General features: G+C 72.7%; 26 protein-coding genes, 1 tRNA gene and 1 pseudogene. 21 read left to right on the forward strand and 7 right to left on the reverse strand.

All coding sequences use genetic code 11. The annotated features are described in order from the left end of the window. Positions 1–10: 10 nt before the first annotated feature. From opcA to tkt, 4 genes are all read right to left on the reverse strand, one after another. Complete coding sequence (gene opcA / locus N869_RS00565; protein ID WP_035056341.1) at positions 11–931, reverse strand: glucose-6-phosphate dehydrogenase assembly protein OpcA; 921 nt, start codon at positions 929–931, stop codon at positions 11–13. Between the two features lie 40 nt (positions 932–971). Next, a complete protein-coding gene (zwf, locus tag N869_RS00570) occupies positions 972–2,513 on the reverse strand; it encodes a glucose-6-phosphate dehydrogenase (RefSeq protein WP_035056343.1) in 1,542 nt (513 codons plus the stop codon). Continuing rightward, positions 2,510–3,655 (reverse strand): transaldolase, encoded by a 1,146-nt coding sequence (tal, locus tag N869_RS00575; RefSeq protein ID WP_052104796.1) that lies wholly within the window; start codon positions 3,653–3,655, stop codon positions 2,510–2,512. Before tal ends, zwf begins: the two co-directional genes overlap by 4 nt. A gap of 89 nt (positions 3,656–3,744) precedes the next feature. Beyond that, positions 3,745–5,919, reverse strand: coding sequence for a transketolase (tkt, locus tag N869_RS00580; protein WP_035056346.1), 2,175 nt, complete (start codon positions 5,917–5,919; stop codon positions 3,745–3,747). Between the two features lie 291 nt (positions 5,920–6,210). Between tkt and N869_RS00585 the strand changes: the two genes are divergently transcribed. From N869_RS00585 to N869_RS00650, 14 genes are all read left to right on the forward strand, one after another. Then, positions 6,211–7,206 (forward strand): heme o synthase, encoded by a 996-nt coding sequence (locus tag N869_RS00585; RefSeq protein ID WP_084136292.1) that lies wholly within the window; start codon positions 6,211–6,213, stop codon positions 7,204–7,206. A 4-nt stretch (positions 7,207–7,210) separates the two neighbouring features. Next, complete coding sequence (locus N869_RS00590) at positions 7,211–8,173, forward strand: site-specific tyrosine recombinase XerD (RefSeq protein ID WP_052104797.1); 963 nt, start codon at positions 7,211–7,213, stop codon at positions 8,171–8,173. 11 nt (positions 8,174–8,184) lie between these two features. Next, positions 8,185–9,060 carry a ParA family protein gene (locus N869_RS00595; protein WP_084136293.1) on the forward strand — a complete coding sequence of 292 codons (876 nt, stop codon included), beginning with the start codon at positions 8,185–8,187 and terminating at the stop codon, positions 9,058–9,060. Beyond that, positions 9,050–9,934: a segregation and condensation protein A gene (locus N869_RS00600; protein ID WP_035056418.1), complete on the forward strand. Its 885-nt coding sequence runs from the start codon at positions 9,050–9,052 to the stop codon at positions 9,932–9,934. Before N869_RS00595 ends, N869_RS00600 begins: the two co-directional genes overlap by 11 nt. Continuing rightward, positions 9,931–10,608 (forward strand): SMC-Scp complex subunit ScpB, encoded by a 678-nt coding sequence (gene scpB, locus N869_RS18340; RefSeq protein ID WP_035056351.1) that lies wholly within the window; start codon positions 9,931–9,933, stop codon positions 10,606–10,608. The genes N869_RS00600 and scpB overlap by 4 nt, the downstream gene beginning before the upstream one ends. Then, the gene (locus N869_RS00610) at positions 10,605–11,375 is read left to right on the forward strand and encodes a pseudouridine synthase (protein WP_052104798.1); all 771 of its coding nucleotides are present in this window, start codon (positions 10,605–10,607) and stop codon (positions 11,373–11,375) included. The genes scpB and N869_RS00610 overlap by 4 nt, the downstream gene beginning before the upstream one ends. A gap of 31 nt (positions 11,376–11,406) precedes the next feature. Continuing rightward, positions 11,407–11,769 (forward strand): chorismate mutase, encoded by a 363-nt coding sequence (aroH, locus tag N869_RS00615; RefSeq protein WP_035056353.1) that lies wholly within the window; start codon positions 11,407–11,409, stop codon positions 11,767–11,769. Beyond that, entirely contained in the window at positions 11,766–12,887 is a 1,122-nt protein-coding gene (locus N869_RS00620; protein ID WP_035056356.1) for a prephenate dehydrogenase, read from the forward strand. Before aroH ends, N869_RS00620 begins: the two co-directional genes overlap by 4 nt. A gap of 73 nt (positions 12,888–12,960) precedes the next feature. Further along, entirely contained in the window at positions 12,961–13,674 is a 714-nt protein-coding gene (cmk, locus tag N869_RS00625) for a (d)CMP kinase (RefSeq protein ID WP_035056423.1), read from the forward strand. Beyond that, on the forward strand, positions 13,671–14,375 hold the full coding sequence (locus N869_RS00630) for a lysophospholipid acyltransferase family protein (protein WP_035056359.1): 705 nt from the start codon (positions 13,671–13,673) through the stop codon (positions 14,373–14,375). Before cmk ends, N869_RS00630 begins: the two co-directional genes overlap by 4 nt. Positions 14,376–14,417: 42 nt before the next feature. Continuing rightward, positions 14,418–15,929, forward strand: coding sequence for a ribosome biogenesis GTPase Der (gene der / locus N869_RS00635; RefSeq protein WP_035056361.1), 1,512 nt, complete (start codon positions 14,418–14,420; stop codon positions 15,927–15,929). Positions 15,930–16,018: 89 nt separating this feature from the next. Further along, positions 16,019–16,092: transfer RNA gene (locus tag N869_RS00640), tRNA-Pro, on the forward strand. Positions 16,093–16,246: 154 nt separating this feature from the next. Further along, positions 16,247–16,684 carry a GAF domain-containing protein gene (locus tag N869_RS00645; RefSeq protein ID WP_198025911.1) on the forward strand — a complete coding sequence of 146 codons (438 nt, stop codon included), beginning with the start codon at positions 16,247–16,249 and terminating at the stop codon, positions 16,682–16,684. Positions 16,685–16,745: 61 nt separating this feature from the next. Further along, positions 16,746–17,111 carry an ATP-binding protein gene (locus N869_RS00650; protein ID WP_052104800.1) on the forward strand — a complete coding sequence of 122 codons (366 nt, stop codon included), beginning with the start codon at positions 16,746–16,748 and terminating at the stop codon, positions 17,109–17,111. 24 nt (positions 17,112–17,135) lie between these two features. Here N869_RS00650 and N869_RS00655 read toward each other — a convergent pair whose 3' ends face one another. Further along, positions 17,136–17,351 carry a hypothetical protein gene (locus N869_RS00655; protein ID WP_035056366.1) on the reverse strand — a complete coding sequence of 72 codons (216 nt, stop codon included), beginning with the start codon at positions 17,349–17,351 and terminating at the stop codon, positions 17,136–17,138. Positions 17,352–17,563: 212 nt separating this feature from the next. Beyond that, entirely contained in the window at positions 17,564–18,670 is a 1,107-nt protein-coding gene (locus tag N869_RS00660) for a CobW family GTP-binding protein (RefSeq protein ID WP_035056369.1), read from the reverse strand. 152 nt (positions 18,671–18,822) lie between these two features. Between N869_RS00660 and rpmB the strand changes: the two genes are divergently transcribed. From rpmB to N869_RS00695, 7 genes are read left to right on the forward strand one after another with little or no spacing between them, the layout of a single operon-like run. Then, on the forward strand, positions 18,823–19,059 hold the full coding sequence (gene rpmB, locus N869_RS00665) for a 50S ribosomal protein L28 (protein ID WP_035056372.1): 237 nt from the start codon (positions 18,823–18,825) through the stop codon (positions 19,057–19,059). Beyond that, entirely contained in the window at positions 19,059–19,229 is a 171-nt protein-coding gene (gene rpmG / locus N869_RS00670; protein ID WP_035056375.1) for a 50S ribosomal protein L33, read from the forward strand. The genes rpmB and rpmG overlap by 1 nt, the downstream gene beginning before the upstream one ends. After that, a complete protein-coding gene (rpsN, locus tag N869_RS00675) occupies positions 19,229–19,534 on the forward strand; it encodes a 30S ribosomal protein S14 (protein ID WP_035056378.1) in 306 nt (101 codons plus the stop codon). Before rpmG ends, rpsN begins: the two co-directional genes overlap by 1 nt. Before the next feature lie 10 nt (positions 19,535–19,544). Next, entirely contained in the window at positions 19,545–19,805 is a 261-nt protein-coding gene (locus tag N869_RS00680) for a type B 50S ribosomal protein L31 (RefSeq protein ID WP_035056380.1), read from the forward strand. Next, positions 19,802–19,924, forward strand: coding sequence for a type B 50S ribosomal protein L36 (ykgO, locus tag N869_RS00685; RefSeq protein ID WP_035056383.1), 123 nt, complete (start codon positions 19,802–19,804; stop codon positions 19,922–19,924). Before N869_RS00680 ends, ykgO begins: the two co-directional genes overlap by 4 nt. Next, a complete protein-coding gene (rpmF, locus tag N869_RS00690) occupies positions 19,924–20,097 on the forward strand; it encodes a 50S ribosomal protein L32 (protein WP_035056385.1) in 174 nt (57 codons plus the stop codon). Before ykgO ends, rpmF begins: the two co-directional genes overlap by 1 nt. Positions 20,098–20,112: 15 nt before the next feature. Continuing rightward, positions 20,113–20,394, forward strand: coding sequence for an HU family DNA-binding protein (locus N869_RS00695; protein ID WP_035056386.1), 282 nt, complete (start codon positions 20,113–20,115; stop codon positions 20,392–20,394). A 24-nt stretch (positions 20,395–20,418) separates the two neighbouring features. On the opposite strand, the pseudogene N869_RS17590 reads toward N869_RS00695, so the two are convergent. After that, positions 20,419–20,648, reverse strand: a pseudogene (locus N869_RS17590) (carboxylate--amine ligase); the annotation flags it as partial.

Below are 20,648 nucleotides of genomic sequence, written 5' to 3' on the forward strand. Positions count from 1 at the left end.
GGTCGTGGTGTCACCGCGGATGGGTGTCGGGGAGGCCCGCGGCGAGCACCTCACCCCACACCTCGTCCGGGTCCAGGCGCCGCAGCTCCTCGGCGAGGCACTCGTTGAGGCCACGCATGGGCATCGCCGCCGTGCGGTCCGGGTGGCCCGGTTGCTGCAGGACCGCGACGCGCCCGTCGGGCCGGTCGATGGTCACAGGGCCTGAGGCCCGGTCCAGGACGACCTTGGTGATCCCTTCGACACCCGTCCGTCTGACGACCGTGACGGGGCACCGCAGGCTCATCCGGAGCCAGCCGGCCAGCAGCTCCACGGACGGGTGGGTGCTGAGACCGTGGACCTCGGCGCGGGTGACCGGCTCGTGGGGCGGCTGGTCCAGCGCGGACGCCAGGAGGGCCCGCCACCGGGTGAGCCGGGTCCAGGCCAGGTCGGTGTCGCCGGCCCGGTGCCCGTTGCGGAGCGCGGCGAGGCTCGCGACCGGGTCCGGTGAGGAGACCGTGTCGGTGATCCGACGCTGGGCCATGCGCCCCACGGGGTGCTCAGCCGGGTGGGACGGGATGTCCGTGGGCCACCACGCGACGATGGGTGCGTCGGGCAGGAGCAACGGCATCATCAGGGTGTCGGCGTGCTCGAGCATCTCGCTCGAGGTCCGCAGCACGACCACCTCGCTGGCCCCGGCGTCCCCGCCGACACGGATCTCGGCGTCGAGCCGGGGCGTGGTGCGCACCTCGTCGCGTGCCAGGACCAGCACGCGGCAGGGGTGCTCGCGGCTCGCGTCGTTCGCCGCGGCGACGCTGCTGTCGACGTCGGCCGCTGGGGTGTCGATCACGAGGGTCAGCACCCGCCCGAGCGCGACGGCGCCACCTTCTTCACGGAGCCGGACCAGGGCCTTGGCCACGGCGGCCGTGGTCGTGTCCGGCAGGTCGATGATCATCGGGGTGCGTCTCCCGTGCTCGTGCTGTCGGTGGGTGTGGTCACGGTCGCCGCCATGCCCGCCCGTCCAGGGCCATCATCGCGTCGGCGCCGGTGGGACCCCAGGTGCCCGACCGGTAGGGCTCGGGCTGACCTTGGCCACCCCAGAACGAGATGATCGGGTCGAGGATCTTCCACGACAGCTCGACCTCCTCGTGGCGGGGGAAGAGCGGTGGGTCTCCCAGCAGGACGTCGAGGATCAGACGTTCGTAGGCCTCGGGGGAGGACTCGGTGAACGCGTGCCCGTACCCGAAGTCCATCGTCACGTCACGGACCTGCATGGCCGTACCGGGGACCTTCGACCCGAAGCGCAGGGTCACGCCCTCGTCCGGCTGGACGCGGATCACCAGGGCGTTCTGCCCGAGCTCGGCGGTCGCGGTGGACTCGAACGGCAGGTGCGGGGCCCGCTTGAACACCACGGCGATCTCGGTGACGCGTCGACCGAGGCGCTTGCCCGCCCGGAGGTAGAAGGGGACCCCGGCCCACCGCCGGGTGTCGACGTCCAGGCGGATGGCGGCGTACGTCTCGGTGATCGAGTCGGGTGCGATGCCGGCCTCGTCGAGGTACCCCACGACGTCCTCCCCGCCCTGCCAGCCTGCGGAGTACTGGCCGCGGGCGGTGTGGCGGGCGAGGTCCTTGGGGAGCCGGACCGCCGAGAGGACCTTCTCCTTCTCTGCCCGGAGGTCGTCCACGTCGAACGAGACCGGCTCCTCCATGGCGGTGAGCGCCAGGAGCTGCAGCAGGTGGTTCTGGATGATGTCCCGGGCGGCACCGATCCCGTCGTAGTAGCCCGCGCGGCCACCGATGCCGATGTCCTCGGCCATCGTGATCTGCACGTGGTCGACGTAGTGGGCGTTCCAGATCGGTTCGAACAGCTGGTTCGCGAACCGCAGGGCCAGGATGTTCTGGACGGTCTCCTTGCCCAGGTAGTGGTCGATGCGGAACACGGTCTCGGGGTTGAACACCTCCGAGACCACGTCGTTGAGCTCGCGTGCACTGGCGAGGTCGTGACCGAACGGTTTCTCGATGACCACCCGGCGCCAGGTGTCGGGCCGCTGCTCGGACAGTCCCGAGCGGGCCAGCTGACGGCAGACGAGGGGGAACGAGCTCGGTGGCACCGACAGGTAGAACGCGTGGTTGCCACCGGTGCCGCGTTCGGCGTCGAGCTCGGCGACCGTGGTGCTCAACCGGTCGAACGCGTCGTCGTCGTCGAACTCGCCCTGGACGAACCGGATGCCCTCGGCGAGCTGGCGCCAGGTGCTCTCCCGGAACGTGGTGCGTGCGTTGGCCTTCACGGCGTCGTGGACGACCTTCTCGAAGTCCTGCTTGTCCCACTCACGCCGGGCGAACCCGGTGAGCGCGAAGCCGGGTGGCAGCAGGCCCCGGTTGGCGAGGTCGTAGACGGCCGGCATGAGCTTGCGCCGGGCGAGGTCCCCGGTGACCCCGAAGATCACCAACCCGCAGGGTCCTGCGATGCGCGGGAGCCGACGGTCGCGCGGGTCGCGGAGCGGGTTGGTGTAGCCCTCGCTCGTGGGTGCGGTCACGACGTCCCCTCGGGTGCGTGGGCGTCCAGGCCGGCGCGGACGGTCTGCAGCAGCTCGTCCCAGCTGGCCTCGAACTTGGCGACGCCGTCGCGCTCGAGGTCGACGGTGACCTGGTCGAGGTCGATCCCGAGGTTCCCGAGCGTCTCGATCTGCTCGTGCGAGCGGGTGTACGTCCCGGTGACGGTGTCGGGCACGACGTGACCGTGGTCCGCGACGGCTTCCAGGGTCGCTCCGGGCATGGTGTTGACGACGCCGGGCGCGACGAGCTGGTCGACGTAGAGGGTGTCGGGGTAGCGCGGGTCCTTGACCCCGGTCGACGCCCAGAGGGGTCGCTGCGCGATCGCGCCGGCTCGCGCGAGAGCCCGCCAGCGGTCGCTGGAGACGACCTGCTGGTGGAGCGCGTAGGCCAGCCGGGCGTTCGCCAGTGCGATCGTCCCGCGCACGGACTCGGCGTCGGGTGAGCCGAGAGCGTCGAGGCGGGCGTCCACCGCACCGTCCACGCGAGAGACGAAGAAGGACGCGACGGAGCGGATCGTGCTGAGCTCGAGCCCGGCGGCGGCCGCTCGCTCGAGCCCGGTCTGGTGGGCGTCGAGCACCGCTGCGTAGCGGCTCAGGGAGAAGATCAACGTGACGTTCACGCTGATGCCCGCGGCGAGCACGTCGCTGATCGCGGGGAGCCCTTCGACCGTCGCGGGGATCTTGATGTAGAGGTTGGGTCGGTCGACCGCTTCCCAGAGCCGCTTCGCGGTCTCCACGGTCGCGGCTGTGTCCCGCGCGAGGCGCGGGTCCACCTCGATCGACACGCACCCGTCCTGGCCACCGGTGGACCGGTGCACGTCCGCCAGGACGTCGCAGGCCTCTCGTACGTCGTCGGTGGTGATGGTGAAGACGGCCTCGTCCACGTCGACCCCGGCGGCGGCGAGCCGGCCCAGCTGCTCGTCGTAGGCGTCGCCGCGTGACAGCGCTGCGGCGAAGATCGTCGGGTTGGTGGTCACGCCCACGACGCCACGCTCGGCCACGAGGCGGGCGAGCTCGCCGCTGCGGACGAGCTCCCGGGACAGGTCGTCCAGCCAGATCGCGACGCCGGCGTCCCTGAGCCGGGTCACGGGTGCGGGCGGGGTGCTGCTCTGCTGCTCGGACATCACGGACTCCTCGGTCGCGCCCGCCGGGCGGCCCGTGGGGCCGCCCGGCGGGTCCGTTCTGTTCGTCTGTCAGGACACCGTCGCGACTGTCACAGGTCCGCGGTGCCACCCTCGGTCGGCTTCGCGGGGCCCCCGGGGGCGGGGGTGCCGGCGGCGTCCGCCAGCGACTCCTTGGCCGCGGCGACGGTCGCCTCGGGGGTGAGCCCGAACTCCTGGTAGAGGCGCTTGTAGTCGCCCGAGGCACCGAAGTGCTCCAGCGAGATGGTGCGCCCGGCGTCACCGACCAGCTCACGCCACCCGAGTGCGACGCCGGCCTCGATCGAGACGCGCGCACGGACGGACGCCGGCAGGACGGACTCGCGGTACGCGGCGTCCTGCTCGTCGAACCACTCACGGCACGGCATCGACACGACCCGGGTCGCGACGCCCTCGGCCTGCAGGGTCTCGCGGGCCGCCATGGCGATCTGCACCTCGGAGCCGGTCGCCAGGAGGATGACCTGCGGCGTGCCGCCCTCGGCCTCCGCCAGGACGTAGGCCCCGCGCGCGGTGCCTGCGGCCGACCCGAGGGCGCTGCCGTCGGCGTCACCGTCACCACGCTCGAAGGTGGGGACGTTCTGGCGGGTGAGGATGATGCCCGCCGGGTTGGCGGTGCGCTCCAGGATGGTGCGCCACGCCCAGGAGGTCTCGTTCGCGTCGGCGGGACGCACGACGTCGAGCCCGGGGATCGCCCGCAGGGACGCCAGGTGCTCGATCGGCTGGTGGGTGGGACCGTCCTCGCCGAGGCCGATCGAGTCGTGCGTCCACACGAACGTCACCGGGATCTGCATGAGGGCGGCGAGCCGGACCGCGGGCCGCATGTAGTCGCTGAACACCAGGAACGTGCCGCCGTAGGGGCGGGTGCCGCCGTGCAGCGCGATCCCGTTGAGGATCGAGCCCATGGCGTGCTCGCGGATGCCGAAGTGCAGGGTGCGGCCGTACTCGTTGCCCGCGAACATCGAGGTCGAGCGGTGCGCGGGGAGGAACGACGGCTCGCCCTTCATGGTGGTGTTGTTCGACCCGGCGAGGTCGGCCGACCCTCCCCACAGCTCGGGCAGCACGGGAGCCAGCGCCGAGAGCACGTTGCCGGACGCCGACCGCGTGGCCACGTCCTTGCCGGCGGGGAAGACGGGCAGGGCGTCCACCCAGCCCTCGGGCAGCTCGTGCGCCGCCAGGCGGGCGTGCAGCGCGGCCCGCTCGGGGTTGGCGGCCTTCCACTGGTCGTAGGCCTCGTCCCAGGCGCGGTGCTTGGCCTGGCCGCGGTCGACCAGCTTGCGGGCGTGGGCGAGGACCTCGTCCTCGACGACGAAGTCCTGCTCCGGGTCGAACCCGAGCAGCGACTTCAGCGCCGCGACCTCGTCGGTGCCCAGCGCGGAGCCGTGGATGGCCCCGGTGTTCTTCTTGTTGGGCGAGGGCCAGCCGATGATGGTGCGCAGGGAGATGATCGAGGGCTTGCCGGTCTCGGCCTTGGCGGCTGCGAGCGCGGCGCCCAGTGCGTCGACGTCCTCGACGTACTCCTCGCCGGCGGTCCAGTCCACGCGCTGGGTGTGCCAGCCGTAGGACTCGTAGCGGGCCAGGACGTCCTCGCTGAACGACACGTCGGTGTCGTCCTCGATGGAGATCTTGTTGTCGTCGTAGATCACGACGAGGTTGCCGAGCTCCTGGTGCCCGGCGAGGGACGAGGCCTCGGCGGTGACGCCCTCCATGAGGTCGCCGTCGCTGGCGATCACCCAGACGGTGTGGTCGAAGGGGCTGGTGCCCGGAGCGGCGTCGGGGTCGAGCAGACCGCGCTCACGACGGGCGGCCATCGCCATGCCGACGGCCGAGGCGAGACCCTGGCCGAGGGGGCCGGTGGTGATCTCGACACCGTCGGTGTGCTTGTACTCCGGGTGCCCCGGGGTCTTGGAGCCCCAGGTGCGCAGGGCCTTGATGTCGTCGAGGGAGAGGTCGTACCCGGAGAGGAACAGCTGCAGGTACAGGGTGAGCGAGGAGTGCCCGGCCGACAGCACGAACCGGTCGCGGCCCGCCCACTGGGAGTCGCTGGGGTCGTGGGTCATGTGCTGCTGGAACAGCAGGTACGCAGCGGGCGCCAGGCTCATCGCGGTACCCGGGTGACCGTTGCCCACCTTCTGGACCGCATCCGCGGCCAGGATCCGGAGCGTGTCGACGGCGCGGCTGTCGAGTTCGGACCACTCGTGCTCGTGCGGGGTGGGGACGGACGCGTTCAACAGAACCTCATTCCTGCCCGGGCGGTCACCCGGGCGGTCGCCTGGTGCGTGGGGTCCGGGCCGTGGTGACGGACCGGACCGGTTGCTGGGGGGCCGGGTCTGACCGGCGCCCACGCCGCGTCGAGCCTACCGGGGCGTGCCTGGGACCGGGCGTCCGGCCGACTGGTGGACGCGCCATCCCGGCCCCGCGGCCCTGGCCAGGGATCCCCGTTCAGGCCCCTGACGCGGACAGGCTGGTCGCGAGGCCCCGTACCATGGGACGTAGTACCCACAGAACGGAGCCTTGTCGCCGTGCGCTCAGCCATTCCCGCCCCCGCCGACCGGGCGTCCTCGCCGCGACCCGTCGCTGCCACCGGTCGGGCCCGGGCGGTCACGGGGGACAGGCCGTGGGCGGCGTCCCTCGGCGCGGTCCGCGCACGGGTCGGCGCCTACGTGGCTCTGACCAAGCCCCGCATCATCGAGCTGCTGCTCGTGACGACCCTGCCCACGATGCTGCTGGCGCAGCAGGGCTTCCCGCCGTTCCTGCTCGTGGTGGCGACCCTCGTGGGGGGCGCGGCCGCTGCGGGCTCGGCGAACGTCCTGAACTGCTACCTGGACCGGGACATCGACGAGGTCATGACCCGCACGCGTCGTCGGCCCCTGGTGACCGGCGAGGTCACGCCGCGGGCGGCCCTGGTGTTCGGGTACGCGCTCGGTGCGTTCTCCCTGGCCTGGTTCGCGGTCCTGGTGAACCTGCTCTCGGCGGCGCTCGCGCTGATGGCGATCGTGCTCTACGTGGTCGGGTACACGATGCTCCTCAAGCGGCGCACGTCCCAGAACATCGTCTGGGGTGGCGTCGCCGGGTGCATGCCGGTCCTGATCGGCTGGTCGGCGGTGACCGGACGCCTGGACTGGGCTCCCGTGGTCCTGTTCGGTGTGATCTTCTTCTGGACCCCACCCCACTACTGGCCACTGTCGATGAGATTCCGCCGCGACTACGCCGCCGCCGGGGTGCCGATGCTCCCGGTCGTGGCCGGTGACCTGCGCGTCGCGAAGGAGATGCTCGCCCACTCCGTGGCGATGGTCGCCTGCTCCCTCGCGCTGGTGCCGCTGGCCGGCATGTCGTGGGTGTACACCTCGGCCGCGGTGGTGCTGGGTGCGTGGTTCCTGTCCTCGGTGGTGGCCCTGGCGCGCCGCGCGCGCCGCCCGGGGACCAAGCTGGGCGAGATGCGCCTGTTCCACGGGTCCATCACGTACCTGACGCTGCTGTTCGTGGCGGTGGGCGTCGACCCACTGCTGCCGATCTGACCCGATGGGTGACGGCGCGGACGCTGAGCCGTCGCCTGCGCTGGTCGGCGCACGCCAGGCCTACCTGGACCACCTCGCGGTCGAGCGTGGGCTGTCGCAGAACACCTTGACGGCCTACCGGCGTGACCTGGACCGGTACGTCAGGTTCCTCACCACCCGTGGCCGTGCGGAACCGGCCCAGGTCACGGAGTCGGACGTGCGGGCGTTCGTCACCTCGGTCCGCACCGGTGAGGACGGGTCCCGTCCGTTGGCGGCGTCGTCCACGGCCCGGGTGGTGGCCGCGGTCCACGGGTGGCACCGGTTCTGCCTCCTGGAGGGGCTCAGCCCGTCGGACCCCGCGGGTGAGGTGCGCCCGCCGTCGCAGCCGCGACGCCTGCCCAAGGCGATCTCGACCGCTGAGGTCGAGGCGGTGCTGGAGGCGGCCGGGACCGGCGAGGGTCCGGTGCCGCTGCGTGACCGGGCGGTCCTGGAGCTCCTGTACTCCACGGGTGCGCGGATCAGCGAGGCGGTGGGGCTGGACGTGGACGACCTGTCCCTGGAGCCGGGCCTGGGCGCGGCACGGCTGTGGGGCAAGGGCGGCAAGGAACGTGTGGTGCCGGTGGGGTCCTTCGCCCGGGACGCGGTGGAGGCGTACCTGGTGCGTGCCCGACCGGCCCTGGCCGCCGGTGGCAGGGGAGGCCCGGCGTTGTTCCTCAACACCCGTGGCGCGCGGTTGAGCCGGCAGAGCGCGTGGGCGGTGCTGCGCCAGGCGGCCCGCCGGTCGGGCATCGGGCGTGCGGAGGACGTCTCGCCGCACACGCTGCGGCACTCGTTCGCGACCCACCTGCTGGCCGGTGGGGCGGACGTGCGTGTGGTCCAGGAGCTCCTCGGCCACGCCTCGGTCACGACCACCCAGATCTACACCCAGGTGACGCCCGACACCCTGCGCGAGGTCTACGTCGCGGCCCATCCCAGGGCCCTGCGGTAGCCTCGGTTGCCGTGACCAGCCCCGACCAGGACGTGACCTCCACGCCCCTCACGGACCCTGTCGGTCGCACGCTGCCCGACCTGCCCGAGCCGAGCGTCCTGATGTCGCACGGCCCGGCGCGCATCATCGCCCTGTGCAACCAGAAGGGCGGGGTGGGCAAGACCACCACGACGATCAACCTGGGTGCGGCGCTGGCCGACTACGGGCGACGTGTGCTGGTGGTCGACTTCGACCCGCAGGGCGCTGCGTCCGTGGGCCTGGGCATCAGCCCGCACGAGCTGGACCGCACCGTCTACAACGTGCTGATGGAGCGGGACGTCACCGCCACGGACGTGATCCGTCGCACCCGGGTCCCTGACCTGGACCTGATGCCGGCGAACATCGACCTGTCCGCAGCCGAGGTCCAGCTGGTCGGTGAGGTCGCCCGGGAGTCGATCCTGGCGCGTGCGCTGCGGCAGGTCGAGGACGAGTACGACGTGGTCCTGATCGACTGCCAGCCGTCGCTGGGCCTGCTGACGGTCAACGCCCTGACCGCCGCCCACGGTGTCCTGGTGCCCCTGGAGTGCGAGTTCTTCGCCCTGCGCGGTGCCGCGCTGCTGATCGAGACGATCGAGAAGGTACGCGACCGTCTGAACCCGCGCCTGGAGGTCGACGGGATCCTGGCGACCATGCACGACCCCCGCACGTTGCACTCCCGTGAGGTCCTGGCACGGGTCCACGAGGCCTTCGGGGACCAGCTGCTGCACACGGTCATCGGTCGTACCGTCAAGTTCCCCGACTCCTCCGTCGCTGCGGAACCGATCACCACCTACGCCCCGACCCACTCCGGTGCCGAGGCGTACCGTCAGCTGGCCCGGGAGCTGATCACCCGTGGCGATGCCGCCTGAGGTCGACGGCGGACCAGAGGGGCAGACGGACGCCGAGGTCACCGGTAGCGGGGGCTTCCAGGTCCACCTGGACAACTTCACCGGCCCGTTCGACCTCCTCCTGGGCCTGATCGCCAAGCACAAGCTCGACATCACCGAGGTGGCTCTGGCGCAGGTGACCGACGAGTTCATCGCGGCGGTCCGGGCCGCGGACGCCGGTGACGAGCCGTGGGAGCTGGGGCGCATCAGCGAGTTCCTGGTCGTCGCGGCCACGTTGCTGGACCTGAAGGCCGCCCGTCTCCTGCCCTCGGGGGACGTGGAGGACGCCGAGGACCTGGAGATGCTCGAGGCCCGGGACCTGCTGTTCGCCCGGTTGCTGCAGTACCGCGCCTACAAGGAGGTCGCCCGGCGCCTGGGTGACCAGCTCGTCGCGCAGGCCCGCAGCCGACCCCGCGCCGTGACCTTGGAGCCTCACCTGTCGGCCCTTCTGCCCGAGCTCGTGATGGGGATAGGGCCGGACGAGCTCGCCGCCCTCGCAGCGCACGCGTTGCGACCCCGTGCCGCACCGACGGTCGACCTGGGGCACCTGCACGCCCCGGCGGTGAGCGTCCGCGAGCAGGCGGCCGTCCTGGTGGGGAGGTTGCGGCGACACGGGTCCGGGACGTTCCGGGTCCTGGTGCAGGACGCGGACTCGACGCTGGTGGTGGTGGTGCGGTTCCTGGCGCTGCTGGAGCTGTTCCGTGAGGGTGTCGTGGCGTTCGACCAGGTGGATCCCCTGGGTGACCTGACGGTCCGGTGGACCGGGACCCAGGAGGGAGAGGTCGAGGTCACGGACGACTACGGTGACGTGACCGACGGTGCGGCGACCGGCGCCGGCCAGGACGGAGCGACATGACGGGCGACCCCACGAGCGCCGCAGACCCCGCGGGCCACGAAGTCCCTGCAGACACCGGAGAACCTGCACGCTCGCCGGCACCTGCGGTCGACGAGCTCGCGTTCGACGTCCATGATCTGCCCGGCGGGGCCCGTGCGGCGCTGGAGGCGGTGCTGATGGTCGCGGACGAGCCCGTCGCGTCGGTGCGCCTGGCGACGGTGCTGGGACTGCCCACCGCGACCGTCGAGCAGGAGCTCGACGCACTCGCAGCGCAGTACCGCGCCCACGACCGTGGGTTCGAGCTGCGCCACGCGGGGTCCGGGTGGCGGTTCTACTCCTCCCCGGCCATGGCGGACGTGGTGAGCCGGTTCGTCCTGGACGGTCAGACGGCCCGGTTGACGCAGGCGGCTCTGGAGACCCTCGCGGTGATCGCCTACCGGCAACCGGTGACCCGGGGGCAGGTCTCGGCGGTGCGTGGGGTGAACGTGGACTCGGTGGTCCGTACGCTTGCTGCGCGGGGTCTGGTGGTGGAGGTCGGGACCGAGCCGAGTGGCGCGGTCCTGTACGGCACGTCGCCCTACTTCTTGGAGCGGATGGGCATGACGAGCCTGGACGAGCTGCCACCGCTGGCCCCCTACCTGCCGGACATCGAGACGATGACCGGCGTCGACGGCGAACCGGAGGTGAGGGCGTGACACGGGGAGGCCGCAAGGCACCGGCACGCGACGTGCACGTACCCGAGGGGGTGCGCCTGCAGAAGGTGCTGGCTGGTGCGGGCATCGGGTCCCGCAGGCGCTGCGAGGAGATCATCGCGGCCGGGCGGGTGGACGTGGACGGGGTCACGGTCCGTGAGCTGGGGGTCCGGGTGGACCCGCGGCGGGCGGTGGTCCACGTCGACGGGTTGCGCCTGCAGCTGGACACGTCTCTGGTGACGATCGCGCTGAACAAGCCCCGTGGCGTGGTCTCGACCATGCACGACCCGCAGGGGCGGCCCTCGTTGCAGCAGTTCGTGGCCGACCGCCCCGAGCGGCTGTTCCACGTGGGGCGCCTGGACGCGGACACCGAGGGCCTGCTGCTGATGACGAACGACGGGGAGCTCGCCAACCGCTTGGCGCACCCGTCGCACGGGGTGCGCAAGACCTACCTGGCGAGCGTGGAGGGCAAGGTCCGGCCCGCCCTGGGGCAGGAGCTCCGGGCCGGTGTGACGCTCGAGGACGGGCCGGTCCAGGTCGACCGGTTCCGGGTCGTGGACTCCACAGCGAAGGCCACCATGGTCGAGGTCGTCCTGCACGAGGGGCGCAACCACGTGGTGCGTCGGCTGCTGGAAGAGGTGGGTCACCCGGTGACCCGCCTGGTCCGCACGCGGATGGGGTCGGTGCGCCTGGGCACGTTGCGCCCGGGCAGCACCAGGGTGCTCGGGCGTGAGGAGCTCGGGGCGTTGATGTCAGAGGTCGGGCTGTGACCGGCCGGTCGGGGACGAGGAGTGGTGCACGATGACGGTTCGCGCGATCAGGGGAGCGACACAGCTCGACACCGACGAGCGTGAGCACCTCGTCGAGCGCACCAAGGAGCTCGTGGAGCAGGTGCTGGACGCGAACGCGCTCACCACCGACGACCTGATCTCGATCCTCTTCACCTGCACCCCGGACCTGCGCAGCGACTTCCCGGCGGCGGCGGCGCGCGAGATGGGCCTGGGGGACGTGCCGTTGATGTGCGCTGTCGAGATCGACGTCCCCGGTGCGTTGCCCCGGGTGGTGCGGCTGATGGCGCACGCGAACCTGGACCGGCCGCGCACGGACGTGCGGCACGTGTACCTGCACGGGGCGACGGTGCTGCGCCGGGACCTGGCCCAGTGACGCCGGCGGGGGCGGCGGGGACCGTCGGCCCGGTGCGGGTGGTGGGCACCGGTGTGCTGGGCACGAGCATCGGGCTGGGGTTGCGGGCCGCCGGTGTGGACGTCGTCCTGCACGACCCGTCGCGCACCTCGTTGCTCCTGGCTCGGGACGTGGGCGCGGGGCGTCTGCCGCAGGACGGTGACCCGGACCCGCGCCTGGTGGTGGTCGCGGCACCACCGGACGTCACACCCGACGTGGTGGCCGGTGAGCTGGAGGCGTGGCCGGGCGCGGTGGTGACCGATGTCGCGAGCGTCAAGGGCGCGGTGCTGGGCCCGTTGCGGTCGAGCGGCGCGGACCTGACCCGGTACGTGGGCTCCCACCCCATGGCGGGGTCGGAGCGGTCGGGGCCGACCGCGGGCCGGCCGGACCTGTTCATCGGGCGCCCGTGGGTGGTGGTCGGCGGCCCGGAGTCGACGGGGGACGCGGTGCTGCGCGTGCGCACGCTCGCCACCGACCTGGGTGCCACCCCGGTGATGCTCGACGCCGGGTCCCACGACGCGGCGGTCGCCCTGGTGTCCCACGTCCCGCAGGTCGCGGCCTCGCTGGTCGCCGCCCGGCTCGTCGAGGGGGACCCGGCGGCGCTGGACCTCGCCGGGCAGGGCCTGCGTGACGTGACCCGCATCGCTGCGAGCGACCCGGCCCTGTGGACCTCGATCCTGGGGGCGAACGCCGGGGCGGTGCTGCCGGTGCTGCGGGCGCTGCGGGCTGACCTGGACGTGGTGATCGAGGCGTTGGGTGCTGCGGACGTCGCCCGGGACGCGGAATCCGTCCAGGAGGGTGCTCTGGGCACCGTGGCCGCGGCGATCGCGGCCGGCAACGACGGCGTGAGCCGGATCCCGGGCAAGCACGGCGGCCAGCGCCGCGCGTACGACGTGGTGACGGTGCTGGTCCCGGACGAGCCGGGTGAGCTGGCCAGGCTCCTGGCGGACGTGGGCTCCTCGGGCGTGAACGTGGAGGAGCTGCAGCTGGAGCACGCCCCCAGTCAGCCCGTGGGCCTGGCGTCGGTGTCGGTGCTGCGGGGGCTGCGCGGACAGCTGGAGGAGGTCCTGACCGGGCACGGGTGGCGCCTGGCCGGGTGAGCAGGATTGCGCCGGCCGTCGGGGTCGGTGCGCAGGAGCAGGGTCGAGCGGACGTGGAGCGCGTGTGGTGGATGTGGTGACCGGTACCCCTGTGGTGGTGGCCGTGGACGGCCCGTCGGGGTCGGGCAAGTCGAGCGTGTGCCGGCGGGTGGCGTCGCGGCGGGGTCTGGCGTACCTGGACACCGGTGCGATGTACCGGGCTGCGACGTGGTGGTGCCTGGAGCAGGGCGTGGACCTGGACGACGGGGACGCGGTCGCCGAGGCGGTCCGGTCGATGCCGCTGGTGGTGGGCGTCGACCCGGCAGGGCCGACGTTCCACGTGGACGGGACGGACGTGGGCGAGGCGATCCGGGGGTCGGCGATCTCGACCGTCGTGAGTCGGGTCGCGACCAACCTGCGGGCGCGTGCGGAGCTGGGGGACCGGCAGCGGCACCTGATCGCGGTCGAGCGTGACGGCGGGTTCAGCGGTGGACGCGGGGTGGTCGCCGAGGGCAGGGACATCACCACGGTGATCGCACCGGACGCGGACGTGCGCCTGCTCCTCACCGCGAGCGAGGAGGTCCGCCTGGCGCGGCGTGCCACGGAGCTGCACGGGCAGGCGGGGGCGGCGGCTGTCGAGGCCACCCGGGACCAGGTCGTGCGTCGGGACCGGGAGGACTCCACGGTGGTGGACTTCCTCACCGCCGCTGACGGGGTGGTGACGGTGGACTCCTCCACCCTGGACCTCGAGGAGACCGTCGAGGCGGTCCTGGCCGTGGTGGACGAGGTGCTCGGGCGTCCGGCGTGAGGGCCGGGCCGCAGGCGCCGGGTGCCGGGGGTCCGCGGCGGTCGCGGTGGCTGGGGTGGTTCCTGGCTCGGGTGGTGTGGCGCACCACGGTGATCGGAGCGGACCGTGTGCCGCGCACGGGACAGGTGCTGCTGGCGGCGAACCACCTGGGGCTGGTCGACGGCCCGGTGGTCCACGGGTGCGCCCCCCGGCCCACCCACCTGCTGGTCAAGCACGAGATGTTCCGCGGGCCGGTGGGGTGGTTGCTGCGGTCCGCGGGGCAGATCCCCGTGGACCGGGAGAACGGCCGCCCGGCGTTGTCGGCGGCCCTGGGTGTGCTGCGACGTGGCGGCGCGGTGGGGATCTTCCCCGAGGGTGAGCGTGGCCGGGGGGACGCGGCGACCGCCCGTGCCGGGGTGGCGTGGCTGGCGGTCACCTCGGGTGCCCCCGTGGTCCCGGTCGCGGTGCTGGGCACCCGACGGACGGGGGAGCCGGTGGGCCGGGTCCCCGGGGTGCGCCGGCGGCTGGTGGTGGCGTTCGGTGAGCCGGTGACGTTGACCGGTGGGGGTCCGGTGCGGGGACGGGCTGCGGTCCAGCGCGCCAACGAGCAGCTGCGGACGGTGCTCGCGGCGCACGTGGCGGCGACGAGTGCCGCCACGGGGGTGGCCCTGCCGACGGACGCGCCGTTCCAGGACCCGCCGTTCCAGGACGCGCCGGCCTGAACCGGTTCGTCGTCTGGTCCCCGGTCGGGGGAGGATGGGGGCATGAGCGAGCAGACCCCCCCTGAGAGCGACGCGGCAGCGCACGCGCCCGTCCCGACAGCACCGGTGGACGGCGACGACGACGCCGCACGGGAGGCGTCGTTGCGGGCCGGGCTGGCCGACTACGAGCTGCAGGACGAGGACCTCGCGCTCCTGGACGGGGGCGAGGGCGGCGAGGTGCCGGCCGGTCCTGCCGGGCCGTTGCCCGTGCTGGCGGTGGTGGGGCGTCCCAACGTGGGCAAGTCGACGTTGGTGAACCGGATCCTGGGCCGCCGTGAGGCGGTCGTGGAGGACAAGCCCGGTGTGACCCGGGACCGGGTCAGCTACGAGGCCGAGTGGTCGGGGCGCAGGTTCACGCTGGTGGACACCGGCGGCTGGGAGGTCGACGTCGCGGGCATCCACGCCCGGGTGGCGGAGCAGGCCGAGGTCGCGATCGCACTGGCGGACGTGGTGCTGTTCGTGGTCGACGCGACCGTGGGCGCGACGTCCACCGACGAGCAGGTCGTCCGGCTGCTGCGCAAGGCCGGCAAGCCGGTGGTGCTCGCGGCGAACAAGGTGGACGGCCCGAGGGCAGAGGCGGACGCCGCCGCGTTGTGGAACCTGGGCCTGGGGGAGCCGCACCCGGTCTCGGCCCTGCACGGCAGGGGAACCGGGGACCTGCTGGACACCGCGGTGTCGGGCCTGCCCGAGGTGTCGGCGGCCGGTGGCGCGATCCGTGAGGGCGGCCCCCGCAGGGTCGCCCTGGTGGGGCGCCCGAACGTCGGCAAGTCGAGCCTGCTGAACAAGATCCTGGGGGAGGACAGGGTGGTGGTGGACGCAGAGGCCGGCACCACCCGCGACCCCGTCGACGAGCTGGTGGAGCTGGGCGGCAAACGGTGGTGGTTCATCGACACCGCGGGGATCCGGCGCCGGGTGCACCAGACGTCGGGCGCTGACTTCTACGCCTCGCTGCGGACCCAGGCGGCGATCGAGAAGGCCGAGGTCGGTGTGGTGCTCGTCGACGCGAGCGTGAAGATGACCGAGCAGGACACCCGGGTCATCTCCCAGGTGGTGGAGGCCGGGCGCGCCCTGGTGATCGCGTACAACAAGTGGGACCTCATGGACGAGGACCGTCGCCCGTTCCTGGAGCGGGAGATCGAGCAGGACCTGGTGCAGGTCCAGTGGGCGCCACGGGTCAACGTCTCGGCCCAGACCGGGTGGCACACCAACCGGCTGGTGCCCGCGATCGAGAAGTCCCTGGCGTCGTGGGACACGCGCATCCCGACGGGTCGCCTGAACGCGTTCCTCGGTGAGCTGGTCGCGGCCCACCCGCACCCGTTGCGGGGTGGGAAGCAGCCGCGGATCCTGTTCGCGACCCAGGCCGACACCCGTCCACCCCGGTTCGTGATCTTCGCGACCGGGTTCCTGGAGGCGGGGTACCGGCGCTTCATCGAGCGCCGGCTGCGCGAGACCTTCGGGTTCGAGGGGTCACCCATCTCCATCTCGGTGCGGGTGCGGGAGAAGCGCCGCCGCTGACCCGGGGCGCGCGCAACGACCATGACGGGACGTGTGGCACGCGAGCCGTCTGGCGTGCGGTAAAGTGTTCCCGGCTTCACGGAGCCGATCGGGATGTGGCGCAGCTTGGTAGCGCACTTGACTGGGGGTCAAGGGGTCGCAGGTTCAAATCCTGTCATCCCGACAGTGAGACAGCAGGCGAGGGGCCCGCACCGCTCAGGCGGTGCGGGCCCCTCGCCATCCGGCATCCCTGATGCGCGTCCCGGGAGCCCACCGCGGTCCGTGCGGCGGGGCCGGTAGGATCCAGCACGGCAGTGATCGAGACCGAGGGAGCGCCAGTGGGTGATGTGACGCACCATGCGCTCGACGGGTACGCCAAGGCCGCTGCCCGGCAGCTCGGGCCGGGCACCCACTGCAGCATCACGTTGCGGTACCGCGACCGTCTGACGTACGTGGGCAGCAGCGACCCGCGGGCCGAACGCTGTGACGCGGCCGAGGTCGTGGCCGGCGAGGGGCCGTGCATCACCGCCATGGACGAGCTGCGCGGGGTGCTGGTGCCCGACATGCAGGTCGAGACCCGGTGGCCGCAGTGGCGGGAGGCGGCACGGTCGGTCGGGTTCCGCTCCGCGGCAGCGCTGCCTGCCTACGTCGACGACGACACGACGCTGGCGTTGAACATGTACTCCGACGCGCTGGATCCCTGGGACCGCGAGAGGCTGATCGGCATGGACAGCATCATCCAGGAGATCGCCGAGGCGGTCCGGACCCGACTGTGACGACACCCACATGACCGGATCCGCCGTGCGTCCACCGGCCGCGAGGTGTTCAGTTGCTCCCATGCGACTGCACCTCGACGCCCGGCGTGGGTCGGTGGGTGCGGCGAGGCACTGGGTCAGGGACCACCTGACGGCCGTCGCGATCGCGGGTCAGACCCTGACGATCAGCGAGCTCCTCACGAGCGAGCTCGTGGCCAACGCTGTGCTCCACGGGTGCGGGGCGGTCACGGTCGAGGTCTCGATCGACGCCGCTGAGGTCGTGGTCACCGTCAGGGACCAGGGAGAAGGCGTTCCGGTGGCCCGCACGACCGGTCCCGAGGTGCCGGGCGGTCAGGGGGTCCGACTCGTCGAACGTCTGGCGGCCCGATGGGGCGTCGAGCAGGAGGAGCCGGGCAAGGCGGTCTGGTTCGCCGTCGCCCGCGGCTGACATGCCGCCCCGCGACGGCCCCGGTCAGGCAGGTGCGGGTGTGGCGCTCGGCACCGTGGGTCGCAGCAGGCCGGGGCGCGTGCGCTGAGTCCGCGCGGGCGCCTGGGGGGTGGTACCGGCGAGCATGGCGGTGAACTGCGGAGGCAGCCCCGCGGTGCGGCTCGGGGGAGCCGCCGCTGCTGGTCGCATCGCGAGCTCCAGGAGCGCGAGCTGCAGGGCCGTGGTGGTGTGGGCGTTCATGGGGGGACCCCTCCGGGAGGGCTGGTACGTCGCTACCCCATGGAGATCGGCAGGTCCGCGCCCCGGGATGAGCCCTCCAGGACCGATGCTGCGGGTGGAGTTGTCCCCGTGGGGTGCGGGTCGGCGGTGTGCGTCGACCCGCGCGGCCGTCTCACACCACTGACTCATGGCGACGGCGGGGCCCCGGTCACCAGGGCCCCGCCGTCGTGGTGTCACCAGGCGCCCGAGCGCTCCCCGAGCCACGGGGCCAGGGCGTCCTCCGCCCCCAACCACGGGGCCAGGCCCCGGGCGTCCTCGGCGTCCGAGAGGATCACCGAGTCGAACGTCTCGCGCAGCGCCGGCGCCTCGTCGCCGCAGCCGGTGTAGACCAGGCGCGTGAACGGGTCACGCCGCCGCCACGGTCCCAGCTCGCCGATGCTGAGCTGGCCCCCGGCGCCGTCCCAGACGCATGCCGAGTGCGGGCGGTCCGGGACCCAGAAGACCCCGCGGCTGCGCAGACGTCCGGACCCGAGGTCCTCGATGCGTTCCAGGAGCCGCTCGGGGTGCATGGGCCTGGGGGAGCGCAGGTCCAGCGACCACACCCCGTTGCCGGTGGGGGCGTGCTGGACCGGCGCGGCGTGCACGGGGTCCAGGCGGCGTTCGGCGGTGCGGGTGTCGTGCCGCATCCGGTGCAGGCCCGCGGTGTCGAGCTCGTGCAGGCCGTCCACCCTGACGGCGTCGTTGGCGCGCAGGTGGTCCAGCAGGTCCGAACCGACCGGGTGGGCGCCCCGCTCACCGGCCACGACGAGCACGTCCACGTGACCCACCTGCGCCGCGAGCGCCTCACCGACGGAGCGGCGGTCGTCCTCGGTGAGGCCGAGTCCGCGCTCGTCGAGCAGGTCGTCACCGAGCAGGTCGTGCTCGCAGGTCTCGACGTCCACGGCGCCGACGACGCTCGCCAGGCGCACGTCCGGCAGGTCACCGCCGCGGCGGGCCGCCCAGCCGAGGGCACGCGCGACGGGCAGGGACTCGGCCGAGACGGGCAGGGCGAGGACCAGGGCCGACCACCGACCCTGGGACGCCAGGTCGCGCAGCACGGGGATCGCGTCCTCCCGGACCGCGCAGCTCAGGCACGCGTGCTCCAGGGGGACCAGGACGTCCTCGACCACGCCGGTGTGGTCCAGCACGACGCGTCGGATCGCCCCGTCCCCGTCGTCGTCGACGATGTCGTGGCGCAGGACGACGGTGCCCGGGGCGTCGGTGACCATGCCGAACACGACGGAGTCGCGCAGGACGGGGTCGACGGTCGCCAGGGCTGTCAGTGGTAGGTGCCGGGCCATGGGCCCCCCTTCGGGAAGTGCACGGGTGTGGGTCGAGGTCGCCCCACTGTAACGCTTGACGGGAATGATTATCACTCCTACGGTGGCCCTTGCGGCTCTCCGCCATCGGCGCGCCCGCCGCACTCCCATCGATCACCTACCGAGGAGCACCCATGTCCGCACGGTGCCAGGTGCTCGGCACCACGCCGGGCTTCGGCCACTCGATCTCCCACTCCCACGTCCGCACCAAGCGCCGGTTCAACCCGAACGTGCAGCGCAAGCGCTACTGGGTCCCGTCCCTGGGACGGCACGTGCGGCTGACGGTCAGCACCAAGGGGATCCGGACGATCGACCGTCGCGGCATCGACGTCGTCGTCGCCGAGATCCTGGCCCGCGGGGAGAAGATCTGATGGCCGCTCGACGTCAGGACCTGCGCCCCATCATCAAGATGCGCTCCACCGCGGGAACCGGGTTCACCTACGTGACCCGCAAGAACCGTCGCAACGACCCCGACCGCCTCGTGCTGAAGAAGTACGACCCCGTGATCCGCAAGCACGTCGACTTCCGCGAGGAGCGCTGATGGCCAAGAAGAGCAAGATCGCCCGCAACGAGCAGCGCAAGGAGGTCGTGGCCCGGTACGCCGAGCGGCGACGCGAGCTCAAGAAGGCCTCGACCAACCCGCACCTCAGCGCCGCCGAGCGGGCCGAGGCCATGCGCGCCCTGCACGCCCTGCCCCGCGACGCCAGCCCCACCCGGGTGCGCAACCGCGACGTCGCCGACGGGCGCCCCCGCGGCACCCTGCGCAAGTTCGGCCTGTCCCGGGTCCGGATGCGCCAGATGGCCCACCGGGGCGAGCTGCCCGGCATCACGAAGTCCAGCTGGTGAGGAGCCACACATGAGACGAGGGATCCACCCCGACTACCACCCCGTGGTCTTCCGCGACCCGTCCGCCGGCGTCGCGTTCCTGACCCGGTCCACGGTCACCTCGACCACGACGATCGAGTGGGAGGACGGCCAGACCTATCCCGTGGTCGACGTGGACGTGTCCAGCGCCAGCCACCCGTTCTACACCGGTCGCACCCGCGTCCTGGACACCGCGGGGCGGGTCGAGAAGTTCCGCCGCCGCTACGGCACCACCACCGAGGAGACGTCATGAAGGTCCGTGCCTCCCTGGCCTCGCTGAAGAAGAAGGACGGCTCGATCGTCGTCCGCAGGCGCGGCAAGACGTTCGTCATCAACAAGAAGAACCCGCGCTGGAAGGGCAGGCAGGGCTGATGGCGGTCCCCAAGCGCAAGATGTCGCGCAGCCGCACCCGGTCCCGGCGCGCGCAGTGGAAGGCCACGCCCACCGAGCTCGTCACCGTCCGCGCCGGTGGGCGCGAGGTGCAGGTGCCCCGGCGGCTCGTGCGCGCGGTCCAACGGGGTCTGGTCGACCCCGACACACTCTGAGAGACAGGAACTGCCATGGCACTGACCCGCAACGACGTGGTCGCACGCATCGCCGAGCGCACCGGCAACCCTGCCACCGAGGTCGCCGCGACGCTCACCGCCCTGCAGGAGCTCCTCGTGGAGTCCCTGCGCGAGGGCCAGGCCGTCCGGCTCACCGGCCTGATGACGGTCGAGCGCACCGACCGCGCAGCCCGCACCGGGCGCAACCCCCGCACCGGGGAGACCTTGGAGATCCCCGCCGGCCACGGCGTGCGGATCACCGCCGGCACCGCACTGAAGGACGCGGCCAAGGGCTGACCGCGCCTCACCGGGCTCGCGAGGTCAGGCAACCGTCATCTGGGCGGCGCGGTCGGCGACACCGGCCGCGCCGCCCTCGGCGTACCAGCGCCGCTGGGCGTCCGCACCCGTCCCGACCTCCAGCAGCTCGTCCACCCGCCCGCACACCGTCCCCAGGTCCCCGCACGCGTCGAGCGCCGGGCCCACGTGCTCCAGCAGGGACCCGACCACGTCCCGCGCCGGGACCGGCTCGAAGGAACCGGGGTCCAGCAGCG

The sequence above is a fragment of the Cellulomonas bogoriensis 69B4 = DSM 16987 genome (assembly GCF_000767165.1).
Lineage (GTDB): Bacteria > Actinomycetota > Actinomycetes > Actinomycetales > Cellulomonadaceae > Actinotalea > Actinotalea bogoriensis.